The sequence below is a fragment of the Alexandriicola marinus genome, from assembly GCF_004000435.1.
Taxonomy (GTDB): Bacteria; Pseudomonadota; Alphaproteobacteria; order Rhodobacterales; family Rhodobacteraceae; genus Alexandriicola; species Alexandriicola marinus.
The window spans coordinates 34,926-58,089 of record NZ_RBVZ01000001.1; the positions used below are offsets into that span (position 1 = coordinate 34,926).

21 protein-coding genes are annotated in these 23,164 nt (G+C 64.8%); 13 read left to right on the forward strand and 8 right to left on the reverse strand.

Annotated elements, in window-relative coordinates:
* Nucleotides 1-33: 33 nt before the first annotated feature.
* From EP376_RS00165 to EP376_RS00200, 8 genes are read right to left on the reverse strand one after another with little or no spacing between them, the layout of a single operon-like run.
* The gene (locus EP376_RS00165; protein WP_127653523.1) at nt 34-1,425 is read right to left on the reverse strand and encodes a dihydroorotase; all 1,392 of its coding nucleotides are present in this window, start codon (nt 1,423-1,425) and stop codon (nt 34-36) included.
* The gene (locus tag EP376_RS00170; RefSeq protein ID WP_127653524.1) at nt 1,422-2,846 is read right to left on the reverse strand and encodes a hypothetical protein; all 1,425 of its coding nucleotides are present in this window, start codon (nt 2,844-2,846) and stop codon (nt 1,422-1,424) included. Before EP376_RS00170 ends, EP376_RS00165 begins: the two co-directional genes overlap by 4 nt.
* Entirely contained in the window at nt 2,843-4,024 is a 1,182-nt protein-coding gene (locus tag EP376_RS00175) for a pyridoxal phosphate-dependent aminotransferase (protein ID WP_127653525.1), read from the reverse strand. The genes EP376_RS00170 and EP376_RS00175 overlap by 4 nt, the downstream gene beginning before the upstream one ends.
* Nucleotides 4,024-5,250 carry an amidohydrolase family protein gene (locus EP376_RS00180; protein ID WP_127653526.1) on the reverse strand — a complete coding sequence of 409 codons (1,227 nt, stop codon included), beginning with the start codon at nt 5,248-5,250 and terminating at the stop codon, nt 4,024-4,026. Before EP376_RS00180 ends, EP376_RS00175 begins: the two co-directional genes overlap by 1 nt.
* Before the next feature lie 12 nt (nt 5,251-5,262).
* Entirely contained in the window at nt 5,263-6,423 is a 1,161-nt protein-coding gene (locus tag EP376_RS00185; protein WP_240652420.1) for a M24 family metallopeptidase, read from the reverse strand.
* Entirely contained in the window at nt 6,420-7,508 is a 1,089-nt protein-coding gene (locus EP376_RS00190) for an Ldh family oxidoreductase (protein ID WP_127653527.1), read from the reverse strand. The genes EP376_RS00185 and EP376_RS00190 overlap by 4 nt, the downstream gene beginning before the upstream one ends.
* Nucleotides 7,505-8,383, reverse strand: coding sequence for a DUF4438 domain-containing protein (locus EP376_RS00195; protein WP_127653528.1), 879 nt, complete (start codon nt 8,381-8,383; stop codon nt 7,505-7,507). Before EP376_RS00195 ends, EP376_RS00190 begins: the two co-directional genes overlap by 4 nt.
* Nucleotides 8,384-8,386: 3 nt before the next feature.
* Nucleotides 8,387-9,250, reverse strand: coding sequence for a DUF4438 domain-containing protein (locus EP376_RS00200; protein ID WP_127653529.1), 864 nt, complete (start codon nt 9,248-9,250; stop codon nt 8,387-8,389).
* 207 nt (nt 9,251-9,457) lie between these two features.
* On the opposite strand from EP376_RS00200, the gene EP376_RS00205 reads away from it, so the two are divergent.
* The 13 genes from EP376_RS00205 (at nt 9,458) to EP376_RS00265 (ending at nt 22,972) form a co-directional block, all read left to right on the forward strand.
* Entirely contained in the window at nt 9,458-10,984 is a 1,527-nt protein-coding gene (locus tag EP376_RS00205) for a carboxypeptidase M32 (protein WP_127653530.1), read from the forward strand.
* A gap of 27 nt (nt 10,985-11,011) precedes the next feature.
* The gene (locus tag EP376_RS00210; RefSeq protein WP_127653531.1) at nt 11,012-12,211 is read left to right on the forward strand and encodes a pyridoxal phosphate-dependent aminotransferase; all 1,200 of its coding nucleotides are present in this window, start codon (nt 11,012-11,014) and stop codon (nt 12,209-12,211) included.
* Between the two features lie 21 nt (nt 12,212-12,232).
* Nucleotides 12,233-12,724: a VOC family protein gene (locus EP376_RS00215; RefSeq protein WP_127653532.1), complete on the forward strand. Its 492-nt coding sequence runs from the start codon at nt 12,233-12,235 to the stop codon at nt 12,722-12,724.
* A complete protein-coding gene (locus EP376_RS00220) occupies nt 12,721-13,719 on the forward strand; it encodes a succinylglutamate desuccinylase/aspartoacylase family protein (RefSeq protein ID WP_127653533.1) in 999 nt (332 codons plus the stop codon). Before EP376_RS00215 ends, EP376_RS00220 begins: the two co-directional genes overlap by 4 nt.
* The gene (locus tag EP376_RS00225) at nt 13,712-14,692 is read left to right on the forward strand and encodes a polysaccharide deacetylase family protein (RefSeq protein ID WP_240652421.1); all 981 of its coding nucleotides are present in this window, start codon (nt 13,712-13,714) and stop codon (nt 14,690-14,692) included. The genes EP376_RS00220 and EP376_RS00225 overlap by 8 nt, the downstream gene beginning before the upstream one ends.
* Complete coding sequence (locus EP376_RS00230) at nt 14,689-15,171, forward strand: ureidoglycolate lyase (RefSeq protein WP_127653534.1); 483 nt, start codon at nt 14,689-14,691, stop codon at nt 15,169-15,171. The genes EP376_RS00225 and EP376_RS00230 overlap by 4 nt, the downstream gene beginning before the upstream one ends.
* A gap of 24 nt (nt 15,172-15,195) precedes the next feature.
* Nucleotides 15,196-16,092, forward strand: a complete 897-nt coding sequence (locus EP376_RS00235; RefSeq protein WP_127653535.1) for a dihydrodipicolinate synthase family protein — start codon at nt 15,196-15,198, stop codon at nt 16,090-16,092.
* Complete coding sequence (locus EP376_RS00240) at nt 16,086-17,021, forward strand: NAD-dependent epimerase/dehydratase family protein (protein WP_127653536.1); 936 nt, start codon at nt 16,086-16,088, stop codon at nt 17,019-17,021. The genes EP376_RS00235 and EP376_RS00240 overlap by 7 nt, the downstream gene beginning before the upstream one ends.
* Nucleotides 17,018-18,061, forward strand: a complete 1,044-nt coding sequence (locus EP376_RS00245; protein ID WP_127653537.1) for a Gfo/Idh/MocA family protein — start codon at nt 17,018-17,020, stop codon at nt 18,059-18,061. The genes EP376_RS00240 and EP376_RS00245 overlap by 4 nt, the downstream gene beginning before the upstream one ends.
* Nucleotides 18,062-18,127: 66 nt before the next feature.
* Nucleotides 18,128-19,210 carry a Gfo/Idh/MocA family protein gene (locus EP376_RS00250; RefSeq protein WP_127653538.1) on the forward strand — a complete coding sequence of 361 codons (1,083 nt, stop codon included), beginning with the start codon at nt 18,128-18,130 and terminating at the stop codon, nt 19,208-19,210.
* Nucleotides 19,210-19,926 carry an SDR family NAD(P)-dependent oxidoreductase gene (locus EP376_RS00255; protein WP_127653539.1) on the forward strand — a complete coding sequence of 239 codons (717 nt, stop codon included), beginning with the start codon at nt 19,210-19,212 and terminating at the stop codon, nt 19,924-19,926. Before EP376_RS00250 ends, EP376_RS00255 begins: the two co-directional genes overlap by 1 nt.
* Nucleotides 19,926-21,278: a M20/M25/M40 family metallo-hydrolase gene (locus tag EP376_RS00260; protein WP_127653540.1), complete on the forward strand. Its 1,353-nt coding sequence runs from the start codon at nt 19,926-19,928 to the stop codon at nt 21,276-21,278. Before EP376_RS00255 ends, EP376_RS00260 begins: the two co-directional genes overlap by 1 nt.
* Before the next feature lie 23 nt (nt 21,279-21,301).
* Entirely contained in the window at nt 21,302-22,972 is a 1,671-nt protein-coding gene (locus EP376_RS00265) for a M14 family metallopeptidase (RefSeq protein ID WP_127653541.1), read from the forward strand.
* Nucleotides 22,973-23,164: the final 192 nt, after the last annotated feature.

Below are 23,164 nucleotides of genomic sequence, written 5' to 3' on the forward strand. Positions count from 1 at the left end.
GCCGCGATATCCGGGCCTAGCGCAGACGACGCCTCATTTTTCCGCGCGCGGGGTTACGAAAGACCCTCCGCCCGCTGTTCCGGTGATCCGGCCGTCCTCGAAGACGGTCTTGCCCCTGACGATGGTGCGGCAGACCTTGCCTTGCAGCCGACGCCCCTCGAACAGATGTGCAACCTCGCGCGCGTGGGTATGCAGGGTCTCGGCGCTCAGGGCGGTCTCGTCCGTCAGATCGACAATCGTCACGTCTGCACAGCTTCCCGGCAGCAGGGCCCCCTTCCAGGGGAAAAGACCATAGCGACGCGCTCCGTTCGCACAGACCAAATCATGGGCGCGCCCGAGACTCAAGCGGCCCCGTGCGACGGCATCCAGCATCGCGGGAAGGATGAACTCGATCCCCGGGACGCCCGGCGGGGCGGCGGGGAAATTGCCTTCGGCCGCCTGTTTCTCGGCGTGGGAAAAGGGGGCGTGGTCGGTCGTGACATAGTTGATCACCCCGTCCTCGATCGCCTGCCACAGAGCATCCTGATCGGCCTGATGGCGGATCGGCGGGTTGACCTTGGCATAGACGCCGGCCCGGGCCACGTCTTCCTCCGTGGTGAACAGATATTGCGGGCAGGTCTCGGCAGTGAAATCGCTGGTGCCCGCAAAGGCGCGCAGGACGTCAACCGTCTCGGCGCTGGTGACATGGGCGATATGCAGCTTTGCCTGCGCGGTCATGTTCATGGCAAGGAGTTTGGCCACGGCGACGGATTCGCAGACCGCCGGGCGCGACGCACCGTGTGTTGCGGCATCTGCCGGGTCGAGGCGCGACGCCTCGGCCTCGAAATGTTCCAGAAGCTGCGCGCTTTCGGCATGAACGACGACGGGCAGGCCCGTGCCGGCCAGAAGCGTGAGGGCGCGAAGCTGGTCGGCCTCGTCGGGGAAGGCCAGGCCGTCGAATTCGTCGGCGCGCCCCGGGGGCGGCGCGGTGGTGAAGATCTTCCAGGCGATGCAACCCAGTGCCATCATCGCGTCCCGGGAGGCGACGGTGAGGTCTCCGGGCGCGGCATAAAGCCCGAAATCCATGAAGGCGTTCTGTGCGAAATGATCGCGTCGCTGGGCCAGTTCTTCAGGGGTCGAGCAGCAGGGCTTCGAGATCGGCATCTCGAACAAGGTGGTCACGCCGCCGGCGGCGGCGGCCCGGGTCTCGGACTGGACGGTGCCGCGTTCGGGATAGGCGGGGGCGCGGACATGAAAATGGATGTCGACGATCCCGGGCAGGAGCGTCTTGCCCGCCGCGTCGATCACCTCGACGGCGTCGGGTCCGGTGCCGGGGGCATAGACGCCCGCGACCCGGCCATCGGCAAGCCCAAGATCGGCCCGGCACGGACCGTCGGGCAGCAGAACCTCCCCGCCCGTGATCAGGGTGTCGAGCGGGCCGGTCATTTCAGGCCCAGTTCGGTCAGGGCCTGCGCGACGCCATCAAGGTTCGTCAGTTTCATCGAGGCGTAATTCGGCGACAGCACAACACCGTGCCCGCCCGCCCGATAGGTGGCCATGACCGAGCGATAGGCGATGTCGGGGGTGCAGACGGCCTGATCGGCGCGCACGCGCGGTGCGTCGATGCCCAGCCCCATGTAGACCTTTGCCTTGCCATGGACACCGCGCAGGGCGTCGGCGCATTGCCGGAAGACATAGGTATCGGGATCGAGCCCTTCCTGTATCACGCGGTCCAATGGCGCGCCTCCGATGCCGAGGATCGAATCCATCACCTGCATCGCGGCGGCCTGATCGTGATCGCGCAGGATGGTCTTGCCGAAGAAGCCGAATTCCTTGTGCCAGATCTCGCCGGACTGGTGCTGATAGGTGATCGGCTTGACCCAGTCGGAATACATCGTCTGTTCCGCCCAGGGCCACTGGGCGCGGCGGAAGATGTTGAAATGGTTACGGTTCCAGACGTTCAGCCCGAAGGGCAGGGAGGGCTTGCACCATTTCACCAGCCCGTAAAGTTCGCGGTCGAGATCCTTGTTCCTCTCGAGCCAGAACCGTTCCCAGATCAGGACCTCCGGATGCGCCAGAAGCGTTCGGATAAAGGTGATGAATGCGCCGTCGTCGAACTCTTCGCCCGCGATCGCGGCCTGCATGAACTCGTACATCGCGATGCAGGCGCGTCGGCAGGCCTCCACGTCGATGCCGCGCGCAAGTGCCTCGACGCGTGCGGCGTCAGAGAAATCGCCGGGCGCCTGACCCTGCATCATCTGGTCCAGCGGCGAATTGCGCTCGTTGCACCACATCATCCCGTCGATGTCGTGGTTGCGGACCTGATCCTCGACGATGGCATGCATCCAGTTGCGGTAATCGGGGTTCGAGGTGCTTGGCTCGTCACGGCGGCGACCGAAGCAATCGATCTCCATGCAGGTGGCGAGGTTGGGAATGTCCACCGCACTGGCCGAACCATGGCCCGCGTATTTGAAGAACGGCTCCATCAGTTCGGGAAAGACCTTCATGCCGCGCTTGTGCGCCTCGGGGATCACAAGATCGAGGATGTCGATCCCGGCCATCTCGGGATCCTGGGCGCGGAAGTCCTTGATCAGGGTTTTGGAATAATAGCGCGGATCGGGGTCGAAATAGGCGCCGCCCTTCATGGTGAAGGGCTCTGGCACGCCATGATCGGGCCAGCCGTCGAGCGCGTGGGAAATGCTGCGCCCCGTCTTCAGGCCCAGCCATGACACGGTGCCCAGCATCAGGACGTTGACGCCCACCCGGTTCTGCAGCGTGTCGAGAACCGCATCGACGCCTTCGTCGATGAAGCTGATCGGGCTGACCTGGATGCCGACGAACTTTTCGGATGGGTCTGGTCTGGTCATGCGGGCACCTTCAGGCTGTCGATAAAGGCCGCCATGCGGCCGAGTGCGATTTCGAGCCGATCTATCGGCTGCAGAAACGACATCCGGATATGCCGGTCGTCGGTGTCGCCGAAGACGCCGCCCGGGTTGATCAGAACCTGGGCCTCGCGCAGCAGCCTCAGGCAGAATTCCTCGGCGCCAAGGCCGGTGGGGGTAACGTCGGGATAGACGTAGAGCCCCCCCATCGGCGGGGCGAAGGACAGCCCCATCCGGCGCAGCGCATCGAGGAGCAGCGCGCGACGGTCGGCATAGGTCGCAACCATGGCCCGGATCGGCTCCTGCGGGCCAGTCAGGGCGGCAAGCGCGGCGTGCTGGGACACGGTGCAGGTGTTGATCGACAGCGCGTGCTTGGGCTCGATCAGCTGCGCGACGAAATCGGCGGGCGCGGCCATGTAGCCGACCCGCCAGCCGGTCATGGCATAGGTCTTGGAGAACCCGTTGAGCGTGATCGTGCGCTCTTTCAGGCCCGGCAATGTCGCCGCCGAGAGATGTTCCGCCCCGTCGAACAGGACGCCTGCGTAGATCTCGTCCGAGACCAGCAGGATGTCATGGCGAACGCAGATCTCCGCAATGGCGCGGATCGCCTCGGGAGGAGTGACGCCGCCTGTCGGGTTGTTGGGCGAGGTCAGCACGAAAAGCCGCGTGCGCGGCGTGATCCGCGCCTCCACCTCTGAAGGGTCGAGCGCGAAACCGTCCTTCTGATGCGTAGGCACCGGGACAAGGGTGCCGCCGCACATGTGGCAGGCCGTGTCGTAGGTGGTGAAACGCGGAGAGGTGACGAGAACCTCGTCACCGGGCGCGACAAGCGCAAGCATCAGCAGCATCACCGATTCCTGCACCCCCGCCGTCACTACGACCTCATCCGCGCTGTAATCCAGCCCGTAATCACGGTGCAGCATCGCGGCGATGGCTTCGCGCAGCGTCGGCATGCCCGCGGGGGGCGTGTAGTGGTGGGCGCCCGCGTCAAGCGCGGCCTTGGCAGCCTCGACCACATGGGTCGGCGTCGGGAGGTCGGGGTCACCCGCCCCCATGACGATGATGTCGGACAGGCCTTCCGCCGCCGCGGCCATCTTCGCCCGCCAGGCGCCGTCCTCCGCGACGATGCGCGGGGCGAGGCGGTCTCGGAGTGGCGATCCCATCAATGCATCCTCTTTCCGTCGATGAAGGTCATCTCGACCTTTTCGAGTGCCGCCAGATCCTGATCGGGCTTCCCGTTCACGACGATCATGTCGGCCAGCTTCCCCGCCTCGAGCGTGCCCAGCTTGTCGCCCAGACCGTTCAGGACAGCGGCCCGCGCGGTGATCGCGCGCAGGGCATCCATGTTGTCGGGGCACACGCCCACTTCGACCATGAAACCCAGTTCGGGCACGATGCTGTCATGCTCGACCGCGGGGCTGCCGGCATCGGTGCCGAAGATGATGGGCACGCCGGCCTTGGCCGCACGCACCAACCCGTCGAAACGGGTCTTGTCGGCGACGGCCTTCTTGCGCTCCTCGATCTTCCATTCCGGAATGCCGAAGGCGCGGGCGATCTTTTCGTTGGCCTGGATCACCAGCGCGGAAAAGGTCGTGACGATCGGCAGCTTGCGGTCCAGCAGAATCTGGATCGTCTCATCCGTCATCGAGCCGCCATGCTCGATGCAGTCGATGCCGAATTCGGCCACACGCTTGATACAGTCGTTATAGGTCGCATGCGCGGTGATCGGCAGGCGGTTGCGATGCGCCTCGTCGATGACGGCGCGCAGTTCTTCGTCGGTGAATTCCAGCGTGTCGTGGCAGGCCATGATCTTGATCAGGTCGGCGCCGCCCTTGACCTGATCGCGCACGGCGCGGCGCATCTCGTCGGCGCCCGAGGCCTCGCGGCAGACCCAGTAGGTATGCCCGCCGGTCTGGATGATCGATTCTCCCGCAACCAGCAGGCGCGGCCCGGGAAAGATGCCCTGCGCCACCGCCTGCTTGGTAAAGAGGTTGGCGTTGTGCACGCCAAGGTCGCGCACCAGCGTGATCCCGGCGCGCAGGCTTTTCAGCATGTTGCCGGCGGCCTTGTAGGCGCGGATCTCGGGGGCGTCGAACATCGATTGCTGGCTGAGCTCGTGAATGCCGTCCCACGACAGGTGGGCGTGGCTGTTCATCATGCCCGGCATCAGCGTCTTGCCGCCGGTATCCAGTGTCTCGATGCCTTGCGGTGCCTTGTCCCGGGGGCCCACGGCGGCGATCTTTCCGTCCTTGAAATGGACGAAACCGTCCTCGATCACCTCGTCGCCGACACAGGTCAGCACGCGGCCGAGAAACACCGTTTCGATGGCTTGGGCTTCGAACATCGGCTTGGTGATCTTCTGGTATTTCCAGGCGGCTGGTTCGGGCATCTGTGGCTCCTGTCAAAGGGCGATGACGCGGGCGTCGATCGGTGTGGTGGCTTGGAAACGGGACGGGATCTCGACCCCGTTCGCGGTGACGACCATCGTGTTGATGGTGCGGTATCCGTCTATGCCCGGCCGGTAGACACCGGGCTCGTTGGAAAAGATCATGCCGGGGCGGATTTGGGTGCTGTCTCCGGGCGCGAGCCACGGGGCCTCGTGACCCTCGAGCCCCATGCCGTGCCCGATCCGGTGGCGGATCGCCGCGCCAAGACCGGCGTGGCGCAGCGCGTCCATGGCCGCGTCATTGGCCCCGACACAGGTGGCGCCCCGGGCACAGGCCTCGACGGCTGCGTCGTTGCAGGCCTCCATCGCGGCCATGATCCTGCGTTGTTCGGGGGAGATCTCTCCGACGATCAGGGTCACGCCGCTCTCGGCGAGATAGCCGCCGAGGCTTGCGCCGATCCCCGAGATCAGCGTCTCGCCAGGCTGCGGCACACGTTCGAGGACCGCACCGTGGGGCAACGCGGCGCGCGGCCCCGAATGCACCGATGCGGTGATGCCCATCGGCGTGCCGGTGAAGGCCGACTTGTGTGTCGCAAGAAGCGCGCCACGCGCATGGGCCATGGCGTCGGCCATCAGGTCTGTCTCGGTGCCGCCCTGCGAAATGATATCGCCCGCCGCCGCGTGCAGCCGTTCGAGGAACAGATCCGCAAAGCGGGCCGCCTCGACCGTCAGGGCGATTTCCTCGGGCTGCTTGAGGCTGCGCTCGATCATGGCGTGATCGGTGAGGTCCAGCCGTGTGGCGCGCTCCCGCGCGGCATCCAGAAGCGCGGCATCGAGCCGGTCGATCCCGATCGCGTGGCGACCGATCTGGTCCAGCATCCACAGTTCCGCCGGAACGTCGCCAGGGAATTCGTCGTAGAACCGCGCATCCGCGATGCCGGTGCCTTCGGCGTTCTCCCGTTCCAGCCCCGGAAGCATCAGGATCGGCTCTCCCTCGACCGGAACCCAGACGCCCATGGGCCGTTCGTTCGCGGACAGGAACAGGCCCGTCCCATAGGCGAGGTTCGGTGCGCGCAGCAGCAGAAGACCGTCTAGCCCGGCGGCCGCCGCGCGTGCGCGCAGCCGGTCCTGGCTCGCGGCAAAGAAGGCCGGGGGCAGGGGGGCCAGATCGCTCACAATTCTGCGCCGGTATAGGGGCCAAGCGCGTCGAGCGGCGTCTTTAGGCCGAGTTCCCGCCCCAGCGTCTGCATGTCCGCCAGAACCCGGTCATCGAGCGGCACGCCACCCGCGGATTTCGCGGCCACGCGCCGGGCCTCCTGTTCGCCGGGGACGAGAATCTCGTCGAAGCCGGGGCGCAGGGCGCGCGATTTGCACATATCGACGAACTCGCCCATCCGGCGGGCGTAATCGGCCGGGTCCATGAACCACGAGATGTCGATGGCTTGCACGAAATGCGACACGTCGAGCTTGTTCGGGTCGGAATAGGGCGTCAGACCGAAGCCGCCACCCGACAGGACGCCGGTCGTCGCCTCCGTCATGAAGGCAAGGCCATAGCCCTTGTGCCCCCCGATCCCCAGAAGCGCGCCGGCCATGGCCGCGGAGGGGTCGTCGGTCTCTTCGCCCTCTGGCGTAAGCGCCCAGTCGAGCGGCATCTTGCGGCCCTCGCGCTCGTACCATTTCATCATGCCCTTGCCGGCTGTGGTCAGCGCGATATCGAGAACGACCGGGAACCCCTTGTCGCTTGGCGCGGCGATGGACCATGGGTTGGTCCCCGTGGCCCCCTCGCGGCCGCCCCATGGCGCCATTTCCGGGCCCGCATTGGTATAGGCGATGCCGATGCAGCCCTGATCGAGGGCGCGGCAGGCATGGACCGCACTTGATCCGTAATGCGTGGAGTTGCGCACGACGACCGTGCCGATCCCGTTTTCCTTTGCCTTCGCGATGGCCAGATCCATCGCCTTCGAGGCCGCGACGGTGCCGATGCCGTTATGCGCATCCACGATGGCAAGCGCCGGCCCTTCCTTGACGATGGACCAGCCCGCTTGGGGATCGACCTCGCCATTGCCGATCCGTTCCTGATAGCGGCGCAGACGGGCGACACCCTGTCCCTGACCGGGATGAAAGCGCAGTTCCGAAAAGACCAGCGCATCCGAAAAGATGCCCGCGTCTTCGGCTGTCAGCCCCAACGCCTCGAAGGCTTCGGCGACGAAGGCGCGCAGTTGCGCGCGGTCGACGTTGGTCATCGGGATGCGGTCGGTCATGGGCGCAGCTCCAGAAGGTCTGCGATATTGGTGCCGGGGGCGTCGAAGGCGGCCAGCTGACCGGCGGGCGCGGTCATCACGACGGTCATGCCGGGGCCATAGCCGGCGCGGGGCCCGTCGGTCTGACCGACGATGCCGATGCTCATCGCGCCGCGCAGATAGCCGTGATTATAGCGGCTGTCGGTATCGGCGATCGCCACGACATCGCCGAGGCGCAGCTTGTCCAGCCCGTGGGCCGCCAGTTCTGCGCGATCGGTCGATTGCATGTGCAGCGATCCACCCTCGGACGTCAGGCCGGCACCGGCGCCGACCATGTGCGGCGGCACGGTGGCCACGACCCCGATCTTGAGCACACCGTCTTCCAACCGCTTGGGCAGCTTGTCGAACAGCGTGGCCGAAAGCGACTTGAACGCCACGTCCGGGCACTTCGGCAGGGACAGGCCCACACCTTCGGACTTCACGAGGATGCGGTCGTCCACCGCGATCTTGCGCCGGGTTTCCACATCGAAATGCACGATCACCTGATCGGAGAATCGCCCGGACTTGCCGGTCACGACGCCGCGCGCGCCCTTGGCCGCGCCGCTTGCGATCAGGGCCTCGTTGCCGACGCAGGCAAAGACGTTCAGGCCACGGTTCTTGTTGGCGTCGGGATGGGCGATGCTGACAGACGGGTGGACGCAATCGCCCGACCAGCCAAAGGCGCTGTCGCCCACCGAGACGTTGTAGACGATGCCGCCAAAGGTCGGCCACAGGAACGCACGGCCCTGCGCGTCGAGCCGGTAGGGCTCTGCCGGGAGGCCGGAAAGCGACGGATTGGCGACCTGGCCCATGACGGACACGGCGACAAGATCGGCTGCGTTGGTGGTGAGTGTCATGGCTCAGTCTCCGAGATCGAGAAGTTGGGCGATGTTGCTGGCAGGGTCGACGGTGAAGTCGATCGTGCCCTCGGCGGCGGTCATCAGCGTCAGGATGCCGGGGCCATGCCCCGTCATGATGCTGTCGCCATGAATGCACAGGCAGATCGAGACCGCGCCCTCCCTGTAGGAGCGCCCCCAGTGATGATCGGCGTGACGGATGGCGATCACGTCGCCCAGCCGCATCTGGTCGATGCCAAGTTCGGCCATCAGCGCGCGATCCCCGGACATCAGGTCCTGATCGACATATTCGGAATTCAGCTCCGCGCCCGACCCCATGATCCGGATCGGCAGCTCCATCGCGACATTGACATGGACCCGGCCGCCGCTTTCGGTGATGCCAAGCGCATGAAACAGGCGCGGGCTCATTTTCTTGAGTGCGATGCCGGGATGATCGAGCAGCGCGAGGCCCTGGCCATGGGTCATCACCTGAACCCGGTCGCCCGGCACCATCAGTTCCTGCGCGTCGCGGTCGAACTGGACGAGGATTCGGGCATGTTCCCCGATGACGACCCCTCGGGCGCCCTCGGCCATGCCGGATGTCACGACGGCATCGTTGCCGATGCAGTTGAGGTAATGAAGCGCATGGTGACGGCCGGAATTGGCGTCATCGTCGATGCTGACACCCGGTTCCACATGGTCGCCGGCCCAGCCAAAAGCCCGGTCGCCGCAGCGCACATTATAGGTGACACCATACATGCCGGGCAGAACGGCGGCCGTTCCGTCGGGATGGGGAATGTATTGTCCGGGGCGCACCGCAGGCGTTGTGATCACACCTGATACGGCCATTTCGACAAGAGAGGTTTCATTGGTCCTCGGGCCTGGCATAAGCGGCAGCTCCTTTCCACATGGGCGGGCATTTCGGCAATGATTTGGTTTGACTTCCGCTGATTGCCTTGCCATCAGTAGATTGTCGACATTGCTCGTGATGAATGGGATACACGAGCAAAACCAAGTGTCAAGCGCCCTGCGTCGAATGCCTCTGCTCCCCCGGGGCAGGCCTTCCGCGGAGCACTGAGAAAGGAATGCACCACCATGGGCTATGCCGCCTTGCTTGAAGCCACCGGACGGGTAAATGACCTGCTCAACGCCGGGTCCATCCTGTCATGGGATGCGCGGACGATGATGCCGAAGGGCGGCGCCGAGACCCGGTCCAAGCAATTGGCGACGCTGGCCGTCGCGGCGCGCAACCTGCTGTGTTCGGACGAGATGAAACGCGCGCTCGAGGCCGCCGAGGCCGAGGTCGCGGGCAAGAACGAGGACAGCGTCGAGGCGCGGATTACCGCGCAGGTCCGCGAGGCGATCGCCTATCACGAGCGTATCCCGACCGAGCTTTTGCGCCGCAAGACGGAACTGGGCTCTGCCACGCATGAAGTCTGGGCCGAAGCCCGGCAGAAGGCCGATTTCTCGATGTTCGCCGATAGCCTTCGGGCCATGGTCGAGATCAACCGCGAGATGGCGCAGGCCATCGGGTTCGAGGATCATCCCTATGATGCGCTGATGTACCGGTTCGAGCCGGGCACGACGAAGGCGGGTCTCGATACACTCTTCGCGCGCCTGCGCGAGGGGATGCTGCCACTGGTCCGGGCCATCGCCCAAGCCGACAAGCCGCGCTCAGATTTCCTGTTCCGGGAATTTCCGGTCGACGCGCAGATGGATTTCGCGCTCAGCATGGCGCAGAAGATCGGCTATGACACCCATCGCGGACGGCTCGACCTGACGGTTCATCCGTTCGAGATTTCATTTACCCGCAACGATGTGCGCATCACGACGCGGGTGGCCTCGGATTACATGCCGATGTCGCTGTTCGGCGCGCTCCACGAGGCGGGGCATGCGATGTACGAGCAAAACGTCGATCCCGCCTATACCCGCACACCGCTCGCCACCGATCTGGTCGGTCTTTACGCGGTGGGCGGTGTCAGCTTCGGGGCGCACGAATCCCAGTCGCGCCTTTGGGAAAACCATGTCGGGCGCAGCCGGGCCTTCTGGGTCAACCACATGGACGAGGCCCGTGCCGCCTATCCCGGGCTGCTCGACGATGTGGATGCCGAGGAATTCTACCGCGCCGTCAACCGGTCCGAGCCCAGCCTGATCCGGGTCGAGGCCGATGAGCTGACCTATGATTTCCATGTCATGCTGCGCTGCGAGCTGGAGGCCAAGATGGTCGACGGATCGCTCGACGTGGCCGATCTGCCGGAGGCATGGAACGCCGCGATCAAGGAGTATCTCGGCATCGATGTGCCCGATGATGCCAAGGGCGTCTTGCAGGACGTGCACTGGTCGTCCGGCCAGATCGGCACCTTCTGCAACTATACGATCGGCAACATCATGGCCGCGCAGCTGTTCGACCATGCCACGAGCCAAGATCCCGGAATCGAGGCCGCGCTTGAGAAGGCCGATTACGCGCCGCTGCGCGATTGGCTGACCGACAATGTCTGCCAGCACGGCCGCCGTTTCGGTCGCGACGAGTTGCTGGAACGGGCCACGGGCCGGCCGCTGGATCCCGAACCCTACATCGCGCACCTGACCACAAAGTTTTCCGACATCTATGCGCTGGCCTGAGCCCGGCGCGCAGAAGAGAGACCTTACATGACCAAGCTAGACCCCCGCCTCGCCAAACGTGTCAAACTTTCCGACGGGGCGCTGATCACCCGGATGCTCGATATCGCCAACGGCCTTGATGACGTGATCCGCATGGGGCGCGGCGATCCGGACCTTGATACGCCGGCCCATATCATCAAGGCAGGCCAGGAGGCGCTGGCCAACGGGGCCACCCACTACACCCACCCCTTGGGCATCCAGCCTCTGCGCGAGGCGATCGCCGAGAATATCCGCACCTACGGCGGCGCCGATTATGCCGATGACGAGATCATGATCACGCCCGGCGGGCAGCAGGGGATGTTCATCATCGCCCTGTCGCTTCTGAACCCGGGTGACGAGATCCTCGTGCCGTGCCCCGGCTACAACCCCTACAATCAGGCGGCCGAGATGTCGGATGCCGTGGTCGTCAAGATCCCGATGTCGATGGAGACGAACCTCACCCTGACCGCCGAGATGGTCGAGGCGCGGATAACGCCCAAGTCCAAGATCCTCGTCCTTATCAACCCCAACAATCCCACGGGCACCGTGACGCCCCCCGACGAGGTCCATCGCATCGCAGAGGTGGCGAAGAAGCATGATCTGATCGTCATCTCGGACGAGATCTATTCCCGTCTGACATTCGGTAACAACACCGTGCTTCCGGTGGCCTCCCTGCCGGGTATGAAGGAACGCACGATCACGCTGTCGGGCTTTTCCAAGGCCTATGCGATGACGGGCTGGCGGATCGGCTATCTGGCCGGGCCGCGTGCCCTGATCGGGCCGATGTCGGAGGTCAATCACGCCTTTGCCATCTCGACCGCGGCGGTGAGCCAGCACGCGGCACTTGCCGCGATGACCGGTTCTCAGGAGTGCGTCGAAGAGATGCGCGGCATCTATGAAGAGCGCCGACGCGCCATCTGTGAGGGGCTGGATGCGATGGGCATGGGCTACGCCGAACCGCAGGGTGCCTTCTACGTCTATGCCAACGTGGCGAGCCTCGGGCTTGGCATCACGGCGGGGCCCTTTTGCGAACGGCTTTTGGCCGAGGGCCGGGTGATGATGTACCCCGGCACGATCTATGGCGATCACACCGACGATTTCGTGCGCATGTCGATGACCCAGCCGGTCGATCGCATCAAGATCGCGATGAGCCGGATGGCCGAGGTCGTCGAAAGCTTCCGCGCCGAAACGCGCCAACCCGCGAACTGATTTCAGGACAGGATCAAGATCATGAATGTCAAATCCGACAATCCCAACATCAAGAGTATCAAGCACATGGCGTTCGCGGTGAAGGATGCCGAAGCAGCGCTCGCCGCCTATGCCAAGTTTCTCCATGTGCCGGCCGATACCGAGATCACGCATTTCGCGAAGTCCGGCAACAAGGTCGCACTCTTCTATCTTGGCGGCATCGAATACCAGCTGTGCCAGTCGACCGATCCCGACGGCCGCTTTGCCTCGTGGATCAAGGACCGCGGCGCAGAGGGTCTGCACCACATCTGCTACGAGGTCGACAATATCGATAACGCGCTCGAACACGCCAAGAGCCAGGGCGCCGAACTGCGCCTGTGTCAGGCCTGTGGGGTCTATGGCTCGCACGCGCATCCCGAGGGCTATGTCGCCTTCCTCGACAACGATGCCGGCGGCATCGAGATCGAGTTCATGCAGGTCTATACGCCCGAGGAACTCGCCGAGTGGGAAGCCAGCAAGGCGGAGGCGGTATGAGCACGTCTGCGAACGAAACGCTGACCGTCGGCACCGCAAGTGCCGCGCCCGGCCAGATGGTGCGCGGCGCGATCCCCGCACTTGATATGGCAGGCGGCGTCAAGGTCGATATCCCGGTCGTCGTGATCAATGGCGCGGGACCGGGGCCCACCTTCTGGGTCAATGCCGCCATCCACGGCGACGAGCCCGAAGGCCCGCTGGCCTGTGCGCTGGCAAGCGCGCGGATCGATCCCGCCGCGCTGCGGGGCGCCGTGGTGCTGGTGCCCTGCGTGAACCCGATGGCCTTTTCCGCTGCCGAAAGGGGCAATCCTCTCGACACCTTCGCCTATGACATGAACCGGATTTATCCCGGTCGCGCGGACGGCTATTTCACCGATCGCCTCGCCCATGCCCATTGGGAGGCGATGAAGGACGTAGCCGATATGGAGATCTCGATCCATTCCGGCGGCGCGCATTCGTTCCTCGACAAGGCGATCTTCGTCGACGAGCGGCCCGAAAGCGTCGAACTGGCCAAGGCCATGGGTGAGGGCTGGGGCTGCATCATGTCGAACTTCACCAAGTCGGGCAGCCCGATGGCGGCGCTCAACGGCGCGGGCAAGGTGGGGATCACGGTCGAACTGGGCGGGCGGTCCTACACCTCGCCCGAGCGGTTCCGCTATGTGGGCGAAGAGCTGGCCAAGTCGATCGTCAACATCTGCTATCACTATGACATGCTCGACGGCGAGGCGACCTATCCGTCGAACCCGACCAAGGGTGTGCAGGAGGCGCTTCTGGCCCCGGCATCCGGCATCTTTCTCCCCGAAGAGGATGTCGACTTCCTGACCATGATGCCCAAGGGCAAGAAGATCGCCCGGATCATCGACATTTTCGGGGATGAGGTGGGCGCGATCCACGCGCCGGCGGATGGTATGTTTTTCGGCCTTCGGGCCCTGCCAAACGTGAATTCCGGGGATTGGTGCTGTTTCTTCAACAAGGTGGAGGGCCCGCGTGACTAGTGGCGCCTCACAGGTGTCCGGGGGCGCAGAGCGTCCCCGTGACTTCGAGGGCTACGGCGCGAACCCGCCCGATATCCGCTGGCCCGGAGGGGCTGGTCTGGCCGTGAACTTTGTCCTCAACGTCGAGGAAGGCTCCGAATATTCGATCGGGGATGGCGACGGGCGATCTGAATCCGCGCTGTCGGAGGTCCGGGCCTCGCGCGTGCCGCTGGGCGAACGCGATCTTGCCGCCGAGAGCATGTATGAATACGGCAGCCGGGTGGGGTTCTGGCGGATTCACCGCCTGTTCCAGACCCGGGGGGTGCCGCTGACGATCTTTGCCAGCGCCGTGGCGCTGGAGCGCAACCCCGCCATTGCCGCCGCCATCGCAGAAACCGACTGGGACATCTGTGCCCATGGCTGGCGCTGGGTCGAGCATTACCACCTGACCCCCGAAGTCGAGGCCGAGCACATCGCCCGCGCCCACGAAAGCCTGTCGCGCGTTCTGGGGCGGCCGCCCCGGGGCTGGTACTGCCGCTATTCGGCCTCGACCGCGACGCGTGGGCTGATCGTGGCCCATGGCGGGTTCGACTACGACAGCGATTCCTATAGCGACGATCTGCCCTACTGGACCGAAGTCGACGGCAAACAGCACCTTGTCGTGCCCTATTCGATGGTCACCAATGACGCGAAGTTCATGACCGGTGACGTCTTTTCTTCCGACGGCTATTCACGCTTCCTGATCGACACGTTCGACCTTCTTGCCGAAGAGGGACAGCGGATGCCGCGCATGATGTCGATCGGTCTGCATTCGCGCGTGATCGGCCATCCGGGTCGCCTTGCCGGTCTGATCCGCTTTCTCGATCATATCGCGGATCGGGAAGATGTGTGGATCTGCGGCCGCGACCAGATCGCGGACCATTGGCGCGAGCATGTGCCCGCGCCCGCAAGTCCGGTCAGCCCAACGCCCCCGAAATTCAGCGAGTCGGCATGACGGGGCGCGTTGTTCGGCTTGCGCAACCCGACGCCGAGGTCTTTGCCCCGTTCGGCAGGTTCGTGACCGGGCCCGCGGAACCGGGCGCCCGGAGCTTTTATTCCGACAGCCTGCATGTCCGGCCCGAAATGAGCGCGCCGGTCCTTCACGTCAACAACGTGGCGCCGAGCACCCTGCCCATCGAGGTGGCCGGCGTCGAAAAGCACCCCTATGCCGCGCAGTGTTTCCTGCCGCTCGATGTGTCGCGCTACGTGGCGCTGGTGATGCCGTCCGATGAGGCCGGGTTGCCGCGCCCCGAGGGAACCCTGGCGTTCCTGATGCCCGGCACACTTGGCATCATCTACAATCCCGGGACCTGGCATCTGGGCGCCACCGTGCTCGACCGGGCGGGACATTTCACGGTTCTGATGTGGCGGGGGGGACGACTTCAGGACGATGTCTTCCGCGCCATACCGCCCCTGACCCTGACCGACACCTGACACCTGACACCGAAAGCCATCGCAATGACCGACCGCAAGACCGAGCTTTTCGTTCCCGTCATCACGCCGTTCGCAGCGGACCTGACGGTCGATACCGACCGCCTTGTCGCGCATGCCAAGGCTCTGCTGGAGGCCGGCGCCCACGGGCTTGCCCCCTTTGGCACCACGTCAGAGGCGAATTCGCTGTCGGTGACCGAACGGATGGCCGCGCTCGAGGCGATGCTGTCGGCCGGGATCGCGCCGGACCGACTGATCCCGGGCACCGGGTGCTGTGCCGCCGCCGATACCATCGCGCTGAGTGCCCATGCAACGGGGCTCGGTTGTCGCGGGGTCCTGATGCTGCCGCCGTTCTACTACAAGGGCGTCAGCGACGAGGGCGTCTTTGCCGCCTATGCGCAGGTGATCGAGGCGGTGGGCGCAGGCCTGCGGGTTTATCTCTATCATATCCCCCAGATGTCGGGCGTCCCGATCACCCTGCCTCTGATCGACCGTCTGATCGACGCCTTCCCCGGCGTGATCGCCGGTCTGAAGGACAGCTCCGGCAGCTGGGAGAACACCGCCTCCGTGATCGCGGCCTTCCCCGGGATCGATACCTATTCCGCCTCTGAATCGCTGATCCCCGAAAATGTCGCCGCCGGCGGCGCGGGCTGCATCAGCGCAAGCTCCAACGTCAATGCCCGTGGCATTCGGGCCCTGATCGACGGGCTGGGCGGGCCGGATCACGACGCGTTGCATGCGCAGGTCAGCGGGGTGCGCCGGATATTCGAGGGCCTGCCCCTGATCCCCGCGATCAAGGCCGCCGTGGCAGCCCAGCATGACGATCCGGCCTTTGCCAATGTGCGCCCGCCCTTCACCCTGACCGGCCCCGATAATGCCGATGCCATCGCCGAGGCCGTGCGTCTGTCGGGGCCGCAATGGTAACCCGCCAACCTGTCCTTGTTACGGGTGCCGGCGGTTTCGTCTGTTCCGAGATCGCGGTGGCGCTGGCCACGGCGGGTCACGAGGTGCTGGCCGCTGATGCGCATTTCGACGCGCCGACCCGCGCGCGGCTGAGCGGCATCACGCTTGTGGAAGGTGATTTGCCGGGAACGCTCGCGCAGAGTGGCGTTCGCCCCAAGACGGTGATCCACGGCGCCGCGATCACCGCCGAGCCGGAAATCCTGGGCCTGTCGCGGGCCGGTCATCTGCGGCGCAACATGGAACTTTTGACCGCAACGCTTGATTTCGCCCGCACCGCCGGGGCAGAGCGTTTCCTGTTTCTCAGTTCCATGGGCGTCTTCGATTTCGAGGACACGATCGACGCGGGGCAAAGGGTGACCGAGGCCATCCCGGCCCATGGGAAATGCCCCTATGCCGCGGCCAAACGGGCAGGGGAGATCGTCACACGGGCCGCCGCCGAAGACGGGTTCATGACGCTGTCGTTGCGGCTGGGCAATATCTTCGGCCCGCATGAGGCGGTCCGTGAGACGCGCCAGCATCTGTGCCTTGTGGGGCGCATGATCGCCGAGGCGCGCGAGACCGGGATCATCACCGTGTCCACCCCCGAGGCCCTGCGCGAATGGGCATGGTTGCCCGATCTGGCGCCGCGGATCGCGCGGCTGGCCACTGATCTGCCGGAGGGTCTGCCACCGGCTCTCCATGCCGGGACACCGCCCGCGATCACCGATCTCGCCTTGGCCCGGGCTCTTGCAGAACGGATAAGCGGCACCACGATCCGGCTGGCATCTCCTCCCCATGCGCGGATCCGCCCGCCGATGGGGACGATAGAGCCCGGCGTGATGGACAGCGCGCCATGGACGGTTCTGGCGGAGGCCCTTGGCCAGATGCTGGGCAGCGAGGTGGCGGCATGACGCCCCTGCGCCTGATCCTCGTGGGGCTTGGCGCCCGGTCGCGAACATGGGCACGGGTGATCTCCGAGAACCCCGACACCCAGATCGTCGCCGCCTGTGACCCTGACCCGGCCGCCCGCGCCCGGGCCGCAGAGGCCTGGCCCGGATTGCCCATCGGGCGGAACATCGCGGATGTGATCGGCACCGCCGCCGATGCGGTCGTGCTGGCCACGCCGCCGGGCGGGCGCGAGGCCCAGATCGAAGCGGCCTGTGCCGCCGGTCTTGCGATCCTCGCCGAAAAGCCGCTTGCTGATGATGTGGCTCTTGCCGCGCGTTATGTCGAGATGTGCGAAGACGCCGGCATTCACCTGATCGTGGGGCTGAACTTCCGCTATCTCGCCGTGACGCAGGCGATGCGGAGCCTGCTGCGCGAGGGTGCCATCGGAAGGCCCGAATTCGGGCGGTTCATCTACGAGCGCTGGCGCGATGGCACGCAGGACTGGCTGAACAAATATCCTCTCGAGATGGACCACCCGATGCTGTGGGAGCAGTCGATCCATCATTTCGACCTGATGCGCTATGTCTACGAGACAGAGCCCGTTCGCATTCAGGCCCATACCTTCAACCCCAGCTGGACCATGTATCGCGGCGACACCAATGTCGCGGCACTGATCCATTTCGAAAACGGCATGTGCGTGACCTATCAGGGGACCTGGCAGGCGGGGCACGAGCCGATGAATTTCAACTGGCGCACCGACGGCTCCGAGGGGATCACCGTGCAGCGTGCCATGTTCGGCGATCTGGCCTGGGGCAAGCGGATGCAGACCGACCTGACCGAGGTGCCCCTGCCGCCACACGAGGCGTGGATCACCGATGCCGCGGCGCTCTTGCGGATGTTCGTGGCGACCTGCCGCGGGGCGCCGCCGGAATGCACCGGGCGGGATCATCTGCAATCTCTCTACATGCTCGAGGCCTGCATCCTTGCCTCCGAACGTCAGGGTTCGGTGGAGATCGAAGAGGTGGCGCAGGCCGCCCAGTCGAGGGGCGGGCACGCAGTCTGACCTCTCAATCACGTCGTGGTCCGGGCGGACCGACCGCCTCACCACCCCAATCTTGAAGGAGACATCATGCTGAACGTCGGGATCATCGGGGCAAGCTTTGCCCGCGACGCCTATCTGCCCGCTTTCGCCCATATCGAGGGTGCGCGGGTCGCGGCCCTCGCCTCCGGGCGGATCGAAAGCGCGCGCGCGGCCGCAGAGCCGCATGGCATCGAGGCGGTCTATGACGATTGGGAAAAGATGCTGGCCGAACACGAGCTGGACCTTGTCTGCATCGCCACCCCCACGATCATGCACAAACCGATGACGCTGGCGGCGCTGGCGCGCGGCGCGGCGGTCCTTTGCGAAAAGCCCACGGCGATGAATGCGGGCGAGGCGCGCGACATGCTGGACGCCGCGCGGGATGCCGGGCGGCTGCACATGATCGACCATGAACTGCGGTTCAACCCCACCCGCCAGCGGATCGCAGAACTGATCCACGGCGGAGAGCTGGGCGATATCCGCCATGTGAACATCACCAATATCGGCGCCTCATGGGCCGATCCGGCGAGCCGGCCCAAGGGCGACTGGTGGTCGGATGCGGCGATGGGCGGCGGCAGGCTGGGGGCCAATGGCTCGCATCAGGTCGACACCCTGCGCTGGTGGATGGGGGAACCGGCCTCGGTCGTCGGTCAGGCGCTGACGGTGGTACCCGACCGCATCGACAAGGCCACGGGCGAGCCGTGGACGGCCACATCGGACGACCTGTCGTATTTCACGCTCGAGATGCAATCAGGCGCGCTGGCACAGGTCTTCATGTCGGGGGTTGCCGCGGCGAACATGGGTAACGAGACGCAGATTTTCGGGTCGAAAGGAACGATCACGCTCAGCAATTCGGACGAGAAACTCTATTTGGCCAAGGCGGGTCAGAGTTTCGAGGATATCAGTGTCGACGTGCCGCACATGCGGCTCCCGGGGCTGAACAAGGGTATCTGGAATGTCTCTGTCCTTGCCGCATTGCAGGAGCTGACCGCCGCCATCGCCGAGGGGCGCGCGTTGCAGCGCGGCGCGACGTTCGTCGATGGGCTGCGCAACCAGATGGTGCTGGATGCGGTGGTGGCCTCGACGACGAGCCGCAAGTGGGAAGACCTCGACATGGCAGGCGCCGTGTGATGCCGGCCCTGTCTGATCAGACCATCGTGATCACCGGTGCCGCGCAGGGCCTTGGCGCGGGCATCGCCCGGGTCTTTGCGGCGCAGGGCGCGGGCCGCCTGATCCTGATCGACAGGCAAGCGGACGCTCTGCGCGACATCAACGAGCAGATCGGCGGGGGGGCGGTCTGCATCACCTGCGATCTGGCCGATCCCGACGCCCTAGATGCCGCCCTTGCCCGGATCGACGGCCCTGTCGGCACGCTGATCCACAATGCCGCCATCCTCAGGCCGGAGCCGTTCGAACAGGTCAGCCTCGAGACGTTTCAGGCAACGATGGATGTCGGCATTCAGGCGGCGTTTCAGCTGGCGCAGGCCGTCTGGCCGGGGATGAAGGCCGGCGGCGGCGGGGCGCTGATATTCGTGTCGTCGCAATCGGGCATCAAGGGATTTGCCGACGAGACCGCCTATTGCGCCGCCAAACACGCGATCGAGGGTTTCTCCAAATGCCTCGCCATGGAGGGGGAGGCGCACGGCATCCTGTCCTGTACGATCACCCCCGGAAAAGCCATGCGCACCCCCATGTCCGAGCAGAATTACCCACCCGAATTGAAGGCCCAATGGGTGGAGCCCGACCGGCTCGCCCCGGCCTTTGTCCATATCGCCACCACCCGTGACCCCGCCCTGTCGGGGCAGCGGCTGAATGCGTGGCACCTGTCCGAACCGGAGTCCGCGTGATGCAGGAAATCTACGATTACATCGATGCCCATGCCGATGAGTTCGTGAAGGATCTTCAGACCTTCGTGCAACAACCCTCGATCTCGGCGCAGGATATCGGGCTGCGCGACTGTGCCGCGCTGATCCGCGACATGATGCACCGCGACGGGCTTCCGGCTGAGTTTCACGAACTGGAGGAGGGGCCGCCCGTCGTCTATGGCGAGATCCCTTCCAAATCGCGCAAGACGCTCTTGTGCTATTCGCATTACGACGTGCAGCCTCCCGAACCCATCGAGGCCTGGACACATGGCGGTCCGTGGTCTGGCGCGGTGGTGGACGGCATTCTCTACGGGCGCGGCGCCACGGATAACAAATCCGGGGTTCTGGCCTTCAACAAGGCGGCCAAGGCGTTCCTCGCGGTCCGGGGCGAAGTGCCCGTCGGCCTGAAACTGCTGATCGAGGGCGAGGAGGAGATCGGCTCTCCCAACCTCGGGCCCTGGGCGAAGAAGAACGCCAAGATGCTTGAGGCCGACGGGATGCATTGCCTTGATGGCAGCCTCGAAATCGGGGTCGAGGTGCCGGATGTCTCGCTCGGCCTGAAGTCGGTTCTGTTTGTTGAACTGATCGCGCGCGGGCCAAGGACGGATGTCCATTCCCTCAACGCGCCACTTGTGCCCAACCCGGTCTGGGATCTGGTACACGCGCTGGCCACGATCATGGATCGCAACAAGCGCATCCTGATACCCGACTGGGCCGAGGGCATCTACGAGCCCAACGAAGAGGACATGGGCTATCTGGAAGACAAGGCCGCGCGGATCGATTTCGATCAGCTCAAGGCCGAGATGGGCGTGGATGCCTTTGCGCTGGGTCGCGACGGAGTCGAGGCGCTCAAGGCCCGGACCTATGAACCCACGGCAAATATCCAGGGCATCACGGGCGGTTACACGGGGAAAGGCACCAAGACCATCGTGCCCGCCGAGGCCCGGGTGCGGATGGATTTCCGGCTTATCCCCAACATTTCGCCCGCCAAGGCCATCGTGAAGCTGCGCGATCACCTCAAGGCGCAAGGCTTCGACAATATCGAGGTGAAGGGTGAGCCGCGCACCGAAGATCCCTATAAGATCTCCGCCCGCGAAGACATCAGCCAGTCGATCATCGCCGCCGCCCACGAGGTTTATGGCGAGCCCCCGATCGTCAACGGCGTCTCGGCCGAGGGCGCAATCCTGAAACATGTCTGGATCCCCTGCGTCCTGACCGGTTTCGCCAATCCGGGCTGCAACCTGCATGCGCCTGACGAGAACATCCATGTCGATAAATACATCCGGGGCATCAAATACGCCGCCGCCATCATGGAACATTTTGGCCGCAGCTGAGCGCGCCGCGAAAGGACAACAGAATGACCGTCGAAATCGCCTTTGACACCTATCACACCTACGATGCGATGACCGCGCATCTGCATGAACTGGCCGAGGCCTATCCGCAGCTCTGCACGCTGACTTCGATCGCCAAGACGTTCCGGGGCCGCGACGTCTGGTTCATGACGATCACCAATCCCGAAACCGGCCCCGCGCTTGAAAAGCCCGGCTTCTACATCGACGCGCAGATCCATGCCGAGGAACATGCCACCAGTGCCACGGCACTTTATGCCTGCTGGTATCTGCTTACGAATTATGGCCGGGACAACGAGGTGACGCGGCTGGTCGATACCCAGGTCTTCTACATCATCCCGCGCATCAATCCCGACGGGGCGGAATACGCCCTGACAGCACCCTATCATCCGTGGTGCGGCAACGGGCGCTGCCTGCCCGGAGAGGACCGGATCGACGGGCTGATCCCGCAGGATATCAACGGCGACGGCTATATCGTGCAGATGCGGGTCCCCGATCCCAAGGGCGAATGGAAGAAGGATGCAGCCGATCCGCGCATCCTCGTTCAGCGCGAGCCCGGCGAAGAGGGGGGCGAATATTTCCGCCTCTATCCCGAAGGCCTGATCGAGAATTACGACGGGGTCCATGTCCAGATCGATCCTCAAGAAGACGGGAACATGAACCGCAACTTCCCGATCAACTGGAGCCCGCGCGAATATGGTGCCGGGGATTATCCGTTCAGCGAACCCGAGGCCTTTGGCATGGGGCAGGTGATCCTGAACCATCCCAACATCGCCGGCATGTGCGCCTATCATACCCATGGCGGCATCATCCTGCGCCCGTCGATGATGAAGATGGATGCCGACATGAGCCCGCGCGACCTTGCCCTTTACAAGGATCTGGGTGCCGTGGGCGAACGGCTGACGGGCTATCCCACGATCTCCACCTACGAGGATTTCACGCCCGACAAGTCCAAGGCCCGGCACGGTAGCCTCAAGGATTGGGTCTATGAGGAGATGGGGATCATCTGTTTCTCAACCGAACTGTGGGATCTGGAACGCACGGCAGGCGTGCCGAAGGTCGGCTATTACAACCTCTATCCCCGCGATGACGAAACGACGCGGAAGGTCTTCAACTGGGTGGTCGAGAATGTGGGCGATCACGGATTCCGCGAGTGGGAGCCCTTCGATCATCCGCAACTCGGCCCGGTCGAGGTTGGCGGCATGGTCTACATCTGGTCCTATCGGAACCCGCCCGGGCACCTGCTCGAAGAGATTTGCCACAACAACGTGATGTTCAACCTCCGCCATGCCGCAGCCGCGCCGCGCGTCCTGATCGACGAGGTCAGTGTCGAGCCGCTGGGTGCCGATCTGCACAAGGTCACGGCCGTCGTGTCGAACCATGGCTATCTGCCGACCAACCTGTCGGATGTGGCCGTGGAAAACGGTGTGGCCCGGCCCGTCGTCGTCTCGCTGGAATGCGACGGCGCGGAACTGGCCATGAACCCGGCCGATGTGGCGCTTGGCAATCTGGCCGGCCGCAACGAACGCAAATACGCCTATTCCAACTGGGGGCAGCAATGGTCCCCGGTCACGAAAAAGGTGGAATGGCTGGTCAAGTCGCAGGCCTCGGGCGGCAGTGTCACCATCGTCGCGGCATCCCAGAAAGGCGGCACGTCGCGTCAGACTGTCACCCTCTGAGGCGGCCCCGTGCGGGGGCGCGCCCGGGTTGAGTGCGCTGCGGACCTGATGGTCCTCAGCGTCGCCCGGGTCGTCCTGGGGGTCAACGGCTGCACGTCGTCGGGCTCGATGATCCGGTCATGGCGGTGGGCGCAGCAGGTCCAGACCAGGGCGCGCGCCCCGAATTCTGCCGGTTCGCATGGATCCGGCACG